The sequence below is a fragment of the Coprococcus sp. AM11-30B genome, assembly GCF_027674365.1.
In the GTDB taxonomy this organism is placed as follows: domain Bacteria; phylum Bacillota; class Clostridia; order Lachnospirales; family Lachnospiraceae; genus Allocoprococcus; species Allocoprococcus comes.
Genome location: NZ_JAQDVB010000025.1, coordinates 1 through 11,367, shown reverse-complemented (window position 1 = coordinate 11,367; position 11,367 = coordinate 1). Strand labels below are relative to the sequence as shown.

General features: G+C 37.7%; 14 protein-coding genes and 1 pseudogene. 2 read left to right on the top strand and 13 right to left on the bottom strand.

Features of this window, described 5'->3' with window-relative positions:
* Positions 1-191: phage integrase N-terminal SAM-like domain-containing protein (locus tag PGU50_RS14885; protein WP_270247306.1), on the top strand; the 191-nt coding region annotated here is incomplete at its 5' end.
* A gap of 466 nt (positions 192-657) precedes the next feature.
* On the opposite strand, the gene PGU50_RS14880 is transcribed toward PGU50_RS14885, so the two are convergent.
* From PGU50_RS14880 to PGU50_RS14835, 10 genes and pseudogenes are all read right to left on the bottom strand, one after another.
* The gene (locus PGU50_RS14880) at positions 658-825 is read right to left on the bottom strand and encodes a hypothetical protein (protein WP_270247305.1); all 168 of its coding nucleotides are present in this window, start codon (positions 823-825) and stop codon (positions 658-660) included.
* Between the two features lie 439 nt (positions 826-1,264).
* The gene (locus PGU50_RS14875) at positions 1,265-1,951 is read right to left on the bottom strand and encodes a hypothetical protein (RefSeq protein WP_270247304.1); all 687 of its coding nucleotides are present in this window, start codon (positions 1,949-1,951) and stop codon (positions 1,265-1,267) included.
* A 148-nt stretch (positions 1,952-2,099) separates the two neighbouring features.
* The gene (locus tag PGU50_RS14870; RefSeq protein ID WP_270247303.1) at positions 2,100-2,720 is read right to left on the bottom strand and encodes a restriction endonuclease; all 621 of its coding nucleotides are present in this window, start codon (positions 2,718-2,720) and stop codon (positions 2,100-2,102) included.
* A 152-nt stretch (positions 2,721-2,872) separates the two neighbouring features.
* Positions 2,873-3,059 (bottom strand): annotated as a pseudogene (locus PGU50_RS14865) (TnpV protein); the annotation flags it as partial.
* A 4-nt stretch (positions 3,060-3,063) separates the two neighbouring features.
* Positions 3,064-4,485 carry a plasmid recombination protein gene (locus PGU50_RS14860; RefSeq protein WP_270247302.1) on the bottom strand — a complete coding sequence of 474 codons (1,422 nt, stop codon included), beginning with the start codon at positions 4,483-4,485 and terminating at the stop codon, positions 3,064-3,066.
* Positions 4,486-4,806: 321 nt separating this feature from the next.
* Positions 4,807-5,034 (bottom strand): DUF5348 domain-containing protein, encoded by a 228-nt coding sequence (locus tag PGU50_RS14855; protein ID WP_270247300.1) that lies wholly within the window; start codon positions 5,032-5,034, stop codon positions 4,807-4,809.
* Between the two features lie 87 nt (positions 5,035-5,121).
* On the bottom strand, positions 5,122-5,361 hold the full coding sequence (locus PGU50_RS14850) for a complexin-2 (RefSeq protein WP_270247299.1): 240 nt from the start codon (positions 5,359-5,361) through the stop codon (positions 5,122-5,124).
* A gap of 66 nt (positions 5,362-5,427) precedes the next feature.
* A complete protein-coding gene (locus PGU50_RS14845; protein WP_270247298.1) occupies positions 5,428-6,498 on the bottom strand; it encodes an AAA family ATPase in 1,071 nt (356 codons plus the stop codon).
* Between the two features lie 169 nt (positions 6,499-6,667).
* Entirely contained in the window at positions 6,668-7,753 is a 1,086-nt protein-coding gene (locus PGU50_RS14840; RefSeq protein ID WP_270247297.1) for a site-specific integrase, read from the bottom strand.
* A 12-nt stretch (positions 7,754-7,765) separates the two neighbouring features.
* Positions 7,766-7,960 carry a DNA-binding protein gene (locus PGU50_RS14835; protein WP_270247296.1) on the bottom strand — a complete coding sequence of 65 codons (195 nt, stop codon included), beginning with the start codon at positions 7,958-7,960 and terminating at the stop codon, positions 7,766-7,768.
* A gap of 234 nt (positions 7,961-8,194) precedes the next feature.
* On the opposite strand from PGU50_RS14835, the gene PGU50_RS14830 reads away from it, so the two are divergent.
* A complete protein-coding gene (locus PGU50_RS14830; RefSeq protein ID WP_270247295.1) occupies positions 8,195-8,677 on the top strand; it encodes a helix-turn-helix domain-containing protein in 483 nt (160 codons plus the stop codon).
* A gap of 843 nt (positions 8,678-9,520) precedes the next feature.
* Here PGU50_RS14830 and PGU50_RS14825 read toward each other — a convergent pair.
* The 3 genes from PGU50_RS14825 to PGU50_RS14815 all read right to left on the bottom strand — a co-directional run bounded on the left by PGU50_RS14825 (position 9,521) and on the right by PGU50_RS14815 (position 11,162).
* Entirely contained in the window at positions 9,521-10,462 is a 942-nt protein-coding gene (locus tag PGU50_RS14825; RefSeq protein WP_033126102.1) for a helix-turn-helix domain-containing protein, read from the bottom strand.
* A 150-nt stretch (positions 10,463-10,612) separates the two neighbouring features.
* Entirely contained in the window at positions 10,613-10,933 is a 321-nt protein-coding gene (locus PGU50_RS14820; protein ID WP_008373534.1) for a DUF3784 domain-containing protein, read from the bottom strand.
* A 37-nt stretch (positions 10,934-10,970) separates the two neighbouring features.
* Positions 10,971-11,162 carry a DUF6019 family protein gene (locus PGU50_RS14815; protein ID WP_008373533.1) on the bottom strand — a complete coding sequence of 64 codons (192 nt, stop codon included), beginning with the start codon at positions 11,160-11,162 and terminating at the stop codon, positions 10,971-10,973.
* Positions 11,163-11,367: the final 205 nt, after the last annotated feature.

Below are 11,367 nucleotides of genomic sequence, written 5' to 3'. Positions count from 1 at the left end.
AATCCATCCGCAATGAAGCGGAAAAACGTAACCTGCGTGAAAGAACTATTCAACTGTATTGCTCTGATGTCAGTTACTTCCTTCGTTGGATTGGAAAAAATGTTTCTGATCTTACACTTGAAGATGCGGAAAGTTTTCTTACTGCTAAACGTCTGGAAGGTAATGACATTAAGACGTATGATCTGACTTAATCCACAGTCACATCTCTGATTTGTGGATAAATCCACTTTATCTGTTATCATATTTGCGAAAATTATATATTTTGTTATCATTCTGTTATCACAAACGGTTGTCAGGACACTCTCCCGGCAACCGTTTTTCTATGCTGTTCGTTATTCTTTTCCGCCCTTTTATATATTTCCAGGCAACAGAAAAACCCGTAGAACCGAAGTTCTACGGGTATCTTACGTTTGGACACAACGTTATCTTACGATAACAAATCTATTGTATATGCGCCAATCTCACGACTTCGTCGTTCGTTCGCGGGCATTCGTAAAATGTCCACTTCCAAAGCGATAAAAAAAGAGACTTGCAAGCAAGCTTGCAGTCTCTTTTTTTATCGCCTTGATTGGCGCTTTATTCATTGCTTTCGCGTATATTACTCGATGATTGTAGCAACACGTCCTGATCCTACAGTACGTCCACCTTCACGATACTTTAATCCCGTTTTACCCTACATTTTTTATGTTTTTCTATCCAAAATACAGTGAAAAATGGCTGATTTACATGCTCTATTTTTATTTGCCTGATTTCTTGGCACCGTTTTGGCACCGGAAGCCTTGTTCTAAATGCTTTGTCACCAACGCCTACTACTTCCTCTGCCATTTTCTTATTGCACCCATTATTTTTTATTGTTATAATCAGAACATGGGTGCTACCATAACGGTAGGCGGTTAGTCCTTCAACAGAGGGACTGTGACCCTCTGATTACATAGAACCCCCGAAAGGGAATCCACTGGAAAGGAGGGCTAAGCCAATGAGTATTGTGGACTTCATTGCAGTTGTGAGCTTCGGCATCACCTGCTTTTGTGCCGGATACACATTCGGCAAGGATAATAATAAGACACAAAAATAACCGCCCCAGCCTCGCAAACTGAACGGTTATTTTTAATCGATTAAGTATGTGGACTAACCGTCTATCGGTAGCACTCTTTTTCTATAATCATATTATCACGCATCTGTGGAAATGTCAAAAAATTCTTTTTCTATTAGAATATAGCCACCCACGCACAACTGGAAGTTGTCGTTCCTAAACAAACTGCAACTAAAAATTGTTTTTAATATATTCCGAACGTTTCTCTATAAAGAATTTTGAAGAATCTATATATGTGTAAATCTCCTCCACTGTCATATCTGTTATTTTTTTCTTATTATCTACTAACCACAAAAGTTTATCTTTTTCAATATCACCATCAATAAATAAAACGTGTAACTTTTCCTTCCTAATCCATGCTTTTAAATGTTCATCCGTTTCAAAATAGCTACTTAATTCACCACCGGAGAAAGAATGATATAATGTTAAATCCACTCTATCTTCAAATTTTTGAAATCTTACATTATTTATTACACGTTTACCTTTAGGCAATAGCATATAATTTCCTTCAGTATATATAACTTTTGCAAAATCCTCAATTTTTTCATTAAGTTGTACAATTTTAGCTGTGTAATCATTTTTGCGTTTACTATGTATCTGCCTCAACAAACTCTCAAGACTTTTGGTCGTTTTATAAGTTTTCCAACCGGTTTGCTTCTCCAATAGTGTTTTATATATTGTCCAAAAGGATATAATGGTATCAGCATGTAATGCTTCTTCCTTTAAATAACCCTTCTCCAAATAATAACGGGCATCATTATCATATTCCAATCTTAAATCATCTGAATATCCTCGTTGCTGTTTTACATTTTCCCATTCCAAATATTCCTCTATTATTTTTATTACTGTACTCTCCATTCGATTACTCTCCCTCCTCAATCATATTTTCTGTGATTAGCCTAACAGCAACTACTATCTTTCCGATCCATCCAATATTCATCACCGTAATCTTCAATCAATAAATGTTCGCCGTTCCAAATGATTCAGTCACCATTGATAGCTTTACCTATTTTATGAAGTATAACGATGCAAAATAGGAACTTAAACGTTGTGCTTCGTCACTATTGATATCTTTCGGTATTTTAAATGACACCTCAAAATCTGGACGCAACGGATATTTAACCTCGATAAAATCATTGGTAGTCACCAATTTTTCACCTTTGCAGAGCGCTCTTATTTCATCGGCATGATGTGACAAATTTGCTGTAGTTCTGTGTACTTTGAGTGATAATCTCAAGTCCATAGATAAATCCTGTCTTGAGATGTTTACAAGCCATTTTGCCGATCTCTGATGTGAATATCCTTCGTCATCAGTATCCACATTAGAATCTAAATAATAATCACTGGTCACTTCACCTAGGTATATGTCCTCCCCATTTGGCATGAGAAGCAAATCCCCTACTTCCATCTGATTTACAAAAATATCTATAGTTGCATATGCATTTCCAAGGGCAAGCCCCGTAAGATTATATGGTGATTTGGAAAGTATAAGCTTTAAATCCTCTCTTGACTTTCCTTTTAAATTTCCAATACAAGGCCACCCAACAGCAATAATTCCTTTCTCTCTAAACTCTGTTACTCGATTTTTACCATGTGGTACTGGACGAATAAGCCATGCATTTTTCATACTAATACCTCCTTGTTTTTAGATATATCTTCTAGTTATCTTCTTGACAACTTTATATTACACGATCACTATGTGGTTGTCAAGTAGATATCTTCTTTTCTTGTATTAAACTTGTATGTACACAATCAATCTACAATTTCATAAAAAAACAAAGAAAGTTCCCCAATCATCACTAAATGCTCATATCTTGCCACTTTATATTCTTCCAAATTTTTTCCGCGACATTCCGTATTTACCATATGTCGGTTCTTCCTCATTCACTGCTAGATCCGGCAGATAGTAATCTCCATGCAATGTATAACTTAATCCATTACTTTCATCATAAATGTGTTTTTTCATATTCTTACAATTCCATTCCTCTGTTCTTCGTTTTATTTTTCTTACACTGTTGGTTCTCCATTTCACTCTTTCGGGAACCCCAGGCAAGTCTTTCATGAATACTTCCTGTTGGCATTTGCTCCATTTGTCGTTTTTCTTCTAATGTCTTCTGCCCTTGTATATCCTGCTGTACCGCATCATCTACAACAGTTTCCCCAAGAACTCGTACTACCCGGTCATATCTATCGGAAACATTCTGCAATTGTTGTTTTTCCTCAAATAACTGTTCATTTTCTTCACGCACTGTGTCTAACTCCCTTTGCATTTGGTTATATGCCTGCTTCGTTTTCTGATATTTGTGTCTCCACCCATCAACTTCTTTAGTAAGTTCTTTGATTTGAACAGCCATTACAGCTATTTTATTTTTCATCTGAATAAACAACGGTTTGATTTTCTTGTCACGGTACGCTGTTGCACGTTCTAAAGTACTGGCTTCCGGTAGAATTGCTTTAACTGTCCCATATTCTTTCATTTCTTTGCTGACATAATCCATTACCGGTTGTAATCGCTCCCTGCGTTCTTCCAGTTTTTTCAATTCCTGCTCTGCTTTCTCGGAACGTTCTTCTGCTGTCTCTTTATCTTTCTGAAACCGAGCCATTTCTTCTTCCAACTGCTTGATGTCTGCCTTTGCTTCTGCAATCTGACAATTAAGACCTTCATTCTCTGCTGTGAGATATTCTTTCTCCTGTTCGAGTGCCTGCACTTCTTTTTTACGCTCTTTTTTCTTAAAATTATAAACGTCCAGATGCTCCTCATGTGTCCCTTTCTGCCCCCATTCAATTCCATGCTGTAGAGCAATCTCTGCAAGCACTTCTTTTTCGTGGTTTATCCATTGATTCAATTCTGTATCCTGTTTTGAACCACCTTCAAATCCTAACCTCTTTAATGCCTGTTTCAACGAAACTTTTGTATCCATTCCTTTTCCCTTCCATCCGGTCACATAAGGGACAAAATCAACATGCAGGTGTGGAGTTGATTCATCTAAATGTAAATGGCAACTAAACACACGCAGCGTTGGGTTTCGTTTTTGAAATTCTTTCATATACTCATCCAAAATCTTTACTGCCAGTTTACCCTCCTCAGTTCCTACAGCCGTGTCTGTACAATTCCCAATCTGAAAAATCACCTCATGAAACAGCTTTTCCTGCTTACTTTGACGTATCTTCTCATAGTAATCTGTGATTTTCCGGTCATTCCTTTTTCCCACATTGTATCTCTCCACTGCCGAATCAAACAGTTCATGATAAACTGCTTTCAGATTTTCATCACAGTACTTAATATTCAGATGCACTCTTGTCTTATCGACATTTTCTGTCTCAAATGCCCGTCTGTTATGCGCCAGAGAACCTTTTCCATTTCTTCCACTTATTGTTCTTTTCATCGTCATTTTTCTTCACCTTCCTTTCAAAAACCGTGCCAGATATGGCACAAAATCTATATATACGCCAAGTCTGGAATTTGTAAGTATTCTTCGCCGGATACAATATTTCGGAACCTTCTCGAACATTAGTAGTTCGAGAAGTATCGGGGACAAGCCCCTCTTTTGTTACTTTTGTCAAAAGTAACGCAAAAGCACTTTCGACAGCCGTACCGTCCATCAAAAGTACCCTTGCGCCCTGCCGGGGGCAATACGTCCATGGGACGTCTGCTCTGCACCGACTGAAGCGAAGCAAAGATCTATTACTCCTGCAGTATGTATCCGCATATCTTATTTCGGTATTCTTGCACGAACATATTCCAGATCTCCGCAGTACGGTGTTCCTACCAGATACCATTCCCTTGCCGGATTCATCTCCATTCTGGTTTGCACCCATTCATCATCAATCAATACCTCCAGACATTCCCCACAATGAAATCCTGTATCAATCCATAAATCCGATGACAATAAACCGTATCTGTCATTACTGTTGTTATAACCTAATCTTCCTTCTCTCATTGCTATATGCTCCTTTCCAACTTTCTCCTTGTCTGCTATTTACAGGTGCGTGACACGCTCCTGTTATAACGTAATCAGCAAGAAGTTCTACCATCGAAAGTTTTCCGGTATTCCCTTCCTTTCCAGATATTCCTGCCGGAACTTTTCTCTTTCTTCTTCTGTTACTGCTGTCTTGTATTTGCTGTATAACTCCCGATCTACCATTGTATCTAGTTTCTTTTCTAAACCTTTCCGTATGCTTTCTTCGCCTTCATAATTTTCCATCAGAAAGTATTGCAAAAGCTGAAAGAATAACTCATATGGAATCTGTACATTTTTATTTTTCATTTGAACTCCTTTCAAGGTGGCAAGATTCCCTCTTTTTAAAATATGGTAATCTTGCCATCTTCTTTTTTATTCCGACAACATCCAATACCACTCTTTTCCACGTTTTATAGAATCAATTTCCAGTTCTTTTTTGGCATTCCACAGTGTTTTCTTCTTAATGCCCTGTCCTTCTGCTTCTTCTGCAATCTTTTTCTGTGGCATACCTCCATTGGCTAAAATATCCAGCAAAAACTCTCGTGCTTTTCTCCCTTTTGTTCCCTTAACTTCTCCACTGAGTAATTCATCTGCACTGATTTCATATTTTCCAATCCATTCAAATCCATTATTTTTATCCAGTCGAAATGCTATCGAAGTTCCTTCCGGTGCCAGGGAACTCTTTGTATGGCACACAACTCTTACTTCCGGTTCATCCTTAAGTCGTCCAACGATTAAAACGCTTCTCGCAGCCGCCTGAAAGTCAATAGAACCAAGTCCCCGGTAAGAAGATTTTCCGTTACTATTCTTGTTCATATGTCCGATCAGGATAATCGCACAATGATATTTCTCTGCCAGCACAGAAATTCTTTTCATCAACGGTCGAATCTCATTTGCTCTGTGCATATCTACTTCTGAGCCCAGAAATCCCTGAATTGGATCAAGTACAACCATCTTTGCTTTTGTCTGCACAATTGCTTCTTCCAATCGGACATCAGCCATCGTCAACGGCTGGTCACTATCATCGATGACCATGACTCTTTTACAGTCTGCACCTGCAGCAAGTAATCGTGGCTTTATCGTATCTCCGAGACCATCTTCCGCAGTTTGATAGATAACATTTACTGCTTTCTCTGGATGCTCTGATACTACACTGTTTTCATCATCTTCCAACTTATCCATGCAGTCGTTTTCAACAGCCACTGCTGTTTCATCTTTTGCTGAATCATCTGGAAGTATCTGCTCCCCTCTGGTAATTTTTGCAATAATCTGAAGTACCATTGTCGTCTTTCCCTCACCGGGATCACCTTGTATGATGGTTACTTTTCCATATGGAATAAATGGATAAAGCAGCCATTCTATCTGCTCTACTTCCACCGTATCCATGTTAATAAGTTTCAGTTCTGGCTCTGATCTGTATTTTTTTGTTTCATTCTTGTTCATGTTCTCATCTCCTCCTGCCCTTCCAGGCAAGTCTCTGATGAACAGACATTTGGGAATTGTCGTCTTTTCCCATTCGTGATATACTGAATCTGCGAAGATGATATATCAGTGAATCTGATTATCAGAGAACTTGCTCAGATTATTTATCTGGGCTTTTTCTTTTGCTTTTTCAACATTCATCTTTCTTTTCTCCCCATCCAATCGAATCATTTTCATCGTCCAACAAATTAGCAATCTTTCTCTGTTGGTTTGGATAAAGGTGTCCATAAGTGTTCAATGTGATACGAATATCCTTATGCCCCAGTCTGTCCCGAATCAGCAATGGTTCCACGCCTTTTTCAATAAGATAAGCCACATGACTGTGCCTGAGATCATGCACTCGGATTTTCTTTACTCCTGCAATTTCAATCTGTCGTTTCATCTTATGCTGTACCGCTTCCTGAACGACAGGGAACAATCTTTCTGTATCCGGCATTCCATAGTGACCATCTGTAAATTCCTTAATTTCCTCTTTTAAGAATTCCGGAATTTCAATTGTTCGATAGGACTGCTTTGTTTTTGGTTCTGTGATAATATCCTGCATCCCTGTTCTGTAATAAGTTTTGTTAATGCTGATCTGGTTCTTTTCAAAATTGATATCTGCTTTTGTAAGTGCGAGTAGCTCACCAATTCTGCATCCGGTCCAGAACAGCACTTCAAACATAAGATAGTATCGTGCCCCCGGCTCCATCGTCTGTATAAACTGTTTATACTCTTCCAGCGTCCAGAAGTTCAAACTTCTCGAATCCAAATTTCCCATCCGTTTCACTTTCTTACAAGGATTAACCGGCAAGTCATAAATTTTAGCAGCATGTGTAAACAAACTAGTCAACTGGTTCTGAATCATTCTCAGATATGAATCGGAATATCCTTTCTTCTGAATCTCATTCTGCCACTGAATAATCTGCGAAGCTTTAATCTCACTCATCATCTGATTTCCAAAATACGGTACAATATGCTGTTGCATCATATATTTTTTGTTCTTAATCGTCCGTTCTTTCAGTTCATTCTGTTTGTCAGCAAAATATACTTCAATAAAATCACTCAGCTTCATATCCATACTTCTTTCACTGCTCAATTTCTTGTTTCTTTCAAACTCCAACGCTTCTCGTTTTGTTTCAAATCCACGTTTTCTGCGTTTTTTCTTCTCACCCATAACGTTTTTCTCAAACCACTGGGCTGTCCATTTTTTTGTGTCTTTTTCTCTGTAAGCCATATTGATTCTCCTTTAATTTCCAATCATTTCATAACCATACATCTTTTTTGCCCAAAATGCTTTTGGTATTCTTCCCGCCATCGTAATATACCCCTGCGCCGCCAGTTCCTTATTCAGAGCTTTCACCAGCTTATAAGCATGCGATTTTGAACAATTTAATTCCTGTGCTACTTCATCAGCACTCATCATATAACTGTAATTCGCCATTTTACTCTCCTCCTTTCCTTCCCAGATGTGAATACGTTTACTGTATTTTTGTATCTGTACGATTTTCGTACATTGATAATATCATGTATTTATATCAATGTCAATATTTCGTAATTGTATTTTTACGAACTTCGTATATCTTTTTTATCTTTATTTTATTTCGACTCTGTGATATGATATTAAATAGATTTATGTTTTTCGTAATTTATCAATATATGAAAAAGGAGGATTTCTATGGGTGACGGTAAGAACTTAAAGAAATATCTTGATGAAAAAGGCACCAATGTCCGTAAGATTGCAAAGGCAACTGGGATCAGTGCAACAACCCTGTATTCAATTATTCAAAAGGATTCCAATATACGATTTGATTTTGCATTAAGACTTGCAAATGAACTGCAAATTGATGTGAATGAGATATGTACTGCCAGTCCGTTTTCTGGAGCTCTTAAGGAAGAAGAAATTTATCCTACACTCCCGGATGGTCTGAATGGTGCATTAGACGCAAGCCGAGTAAAGACTTATTTGAAAAATTCTATGTATCCACTAATGTACCTGTTTGGCAAAAACAGCATGCCTGATGTGGATAATCTGCTCACTTCCTTCTATCAGCTTGACGATGAAGCCAGACAGGAAGTCGTAGAAACAATCCGATTAAAACTGCAATATCATTGTGATCCGGAACGTGCAGAACAGATAAAGCAAATAAAGGGTTGGTAAATTACATGATAAAAACTACTCCTGGGAATAGCATACATTCTCAGGAGTTTCTTTTTGGCACCGTTTCGGCACCGGAAACCAAATTTTCTGTTTCTTCATTTATAGAATCTCTACCATTTTAACGAAAATTTCTTTGCCATTTTCTATGAAATCAACTGACAATTTTATTCGCAACATAACAGAAAAACCCCAGAAACACAAGGTTTCTGGGGTATCTTACGTTTGGACACAGAGTGTACTCCTGACACTCAATTTATATCAAGTTATGATTACTCGATGATTGTAGCAACACGTCCTGATCCTACAGTACGTCCACCTTCACGTTTGTGAGGTTCTTAAAATCTCATTATTTTCTGTGATTTTCGTGTCTTTATTGTCCTGTGTTATAGGATTTCTACGCTATATTTCTGTTCTCTTCATTTTTTAGTATCAAAACGGTATCACAGCCAGATTTTCATGAGCTGTCAACTTTCCGGTTGCAGATTCCCACCTTGACTGTTATAATCGAAACATGGGTGCTATCATAACGGTAGGCGGTTAGTCCTTCAGCAGAGGGACTGTGACCCTCTGATTACATAGAAACTCGAAAGAGAATCCACTGGAAAGGAGGGCTAAGCCATGAGTATTGTTGATTTTATAGCAGTAGTGAGCTTCGGCTTAACCTGCTTTGGTCTTGGATATACCTTTGGCAAGGATAATAATAAACCACAAAAATAGCCGCCCTGGTCTGGTAAACTAAGCGGCAATTTTTGTCAAAACATATATCGGACTAACCGTCTATCGGTAGCACTCTTTTTCTATAATCATATTAGCACGCATGTGTGAAAATGTCAAAAATTTTCTTCATTCTTGGTTATTAATCTCCTTGATCAACTGTACTGCCTTCTCTGCATCATCGGTTTTCACGAATATATCCACACCATATATTCCAAATCCAGGTGCCCCATGCATTGCAACATTCGCACCTGCTTCCTGTGAAAAAGCTGCTATTCCATTTTGCTTTAACATTTCTACGAGTTGTTCTGTCTCTACTATATTCTGTGCATTATAAATTTTTGTCCATTCTGCCTTAGATATGGAAGTTTCCTTTTTCTCCTGAACATTTGACGAATTCTGGTTTCTTTTTCGATTAATAAATGCCAAGAGCCTAAGAACAATAAATGCCACAATAGTAATACCAATCAGAAATCCCACTGCTAATCGTGTTACCTGTGTTTCTGTAGCTCCCATTCTAAATAAACATATGCCATAGATGACTGTAAAAATTCCTGCACATATCACACTGGTGAAAAAATCGCGCCATATAGTAGCACTTTTGGGCAAACATTTATCCCATATTCCATTGTACACCATAATAGAAGCATACAGAATTCCTCCTACCAAAGCAGTTGCTGTCTCTCCTAAAACCAAGCGAATATCCACCGTTAATAACATCTGAATAATAATCGCTAACACACTAATCACAAACATTGATGCAAATGCAAGATTTCCAGCCTTTAATGCTTTTTGTTTCACCCATTCTTCATACACCGCCACTTTGTCCAGTGTTTCTTTCATCTCTTTATTCATAGTCTGGCTCCTTTCTCCATCCAGGAGCTCTCTTATCTCAACATCGTAATACTCAGCAAGTTGAACAAGTATACTGAGATCTGGCATATTTATTCCTGTTTCCCATCTGGAAACTGTTCTTGCAGATACCTCAAACTTCTCGGCAAGCTGCTCTTGCGTAAGATTCTTTTCTTTACGACATTGCTTTAAAAAAGCTCCAATCTTTTTTGTATCCATGTCTCTACCTCTCTTCCACTTACAGCTTACCAATATATAGCAAAATTACCACGACATAAAACGAGAATCCGCTAATTTTCAATCGGACATCATATGTCTAAAACAAATAAACGGTATTTTCACCCCGAAAACATTCTATTTTTCTATAAATTAACTTTCTCTTTTATGTCTATCTATAAGCAACAGAATAAACATAACAAACCATATCGCCCATGCAATTAAACAACCAGTTCCTATATACCAAATATCTATAATCATTCCAGCAATAAAAGGAAGTGACATAAGCATCATTCTCTTCCCATATGCCTTACACATAGCATTTTCATCATATTTTTTTCGTTCTTCTGCAGATTTCATATTATAACCAGACAAGAAGTTGGATGCTTGTCCTTTTGACCTATAAAACCATATTCCAAATAAAAGCATAATTACTGCCATTGCAAAATCAAAAATAATATAAATATAGAACATATAATGCTTCCTTTCAGTCGATTCCACAAACTTGAAGTTATTGATCTTCTGAATCCAATCCAAGTTCTTTCAGCTCTTTTTCGTTTTGGATATCTTCAACAGTTTTCTTTCCAGTGATTGCACTGTAGGCTTCTTTGATGCCATTTTTCACTGCCCATTTGATAACGAAATACAGCGCAATCAAAATAACAATTGCGGTTCCTCCACTTATACCTAATTCATTCCACATAATTCAATCCTCCAAATTCCGATTGAACAAAATCGCTGCGCGATGGCCTTCCAAGGCTGTGGCGCAGTTTTATTTTTATTAAAAAAGCAGTGGAATTACTTTCCATAATCCGTTATTGTTAAGTTACCACACGAAACAACTGAACCAAGAAAGCTCCACTGCCTATGATAAGAATAACATTTTCCAGTCTCTTCCGCAATCGGAA

Coding starts and splice junctions, on each gene's coding strand:
- PGU50_RS14880 (WP_270247305.1), bottom strand. CDS start 825: ATGGCAGAGGAAGTAGTAGGCGTTGGTGACAAAGCATTTAGAACAAGG.
- PGU50_RS14875 (WP_270247304.1), bottom strand. CDS start 1,951: ATGGAGAGTACAGTAATAAAAATAATAGAGGAATATTTGGAATGGGAA.
- PGU50_RS14870 (WP_270247303.1), bottom strand. CDS start 2,720: ATGAAAAATGCATGGCTTATTCGTCCAGTACCACATGGTAAAAATCGA.
- PGU50_RS14860 (WP_270247302.1), bottom strand. CDS start 4,485: ATGACGATGAAAAGAACAATAAGTGGAAGAAATGGAAAAGGTTCTCTG.
- PGU50_RS14855 (WP_270247300.1), bottom strand. CDS start 5,034: ATGAGAGAAGGAAGATTAGGTTATAACAACAGTAATGACAGATACGGT.
- PGU50_RS14850 (WP_270247299.1), bottom strand. CDS start 5,361: ATGAAAAATAAAAATGTACAGATTCCATATGAGTTATTCTTTCAGCTT.
- PGU50_RS14845 (WP_270247298.1), bottom strand. CDS start 6,498: ATGAACAAGAATGAAACAAAAAAATACAGATCAGAGCCAGAACTGAAA.
- PGU50_RS14840 (WP_270247297.1), bottom strand. CDS start 7,753: ATGGCTTACAGAGAAAAAGACACAAAAAAATGGACAGCCCAGTGGTTT.
- PGU50_RS14835 (WP_270247296.1), bottom strand. CDS start 7,960: ATGGCGAATTACAGTTATATGATGAGTGCTGATGAAGTAGCACAGGAA.
- PGU50_RS14830 (WP_270247295.1), top strand. CDS start 8,195: ATGGGTGACGGTAAGAACTTAAAGAAATATCTTGATGAAAAAGGCACC.
- PGU50_RS14825 (WP_033126102.1), bottom strand. CDS start 10,462: ATGGATACAAAAAAGATTGGAGCTTTTTTAAAGCAATGTCGTAAAGAA.
- PGU50_RS14820 (WP_008373534.1), bottom strand. CDS start 10,933: ATGTTCTATATTTATATTATTTTTGATTTTGCAATGGCAGTAATTATG.
- PGU50_RS14815 (WP_008373533.1), bottom strand. CDS start 11,162: ATGTGGAATGAATTAGGTATAAGTGGAGGAACCGCAATTGTTATTTTG.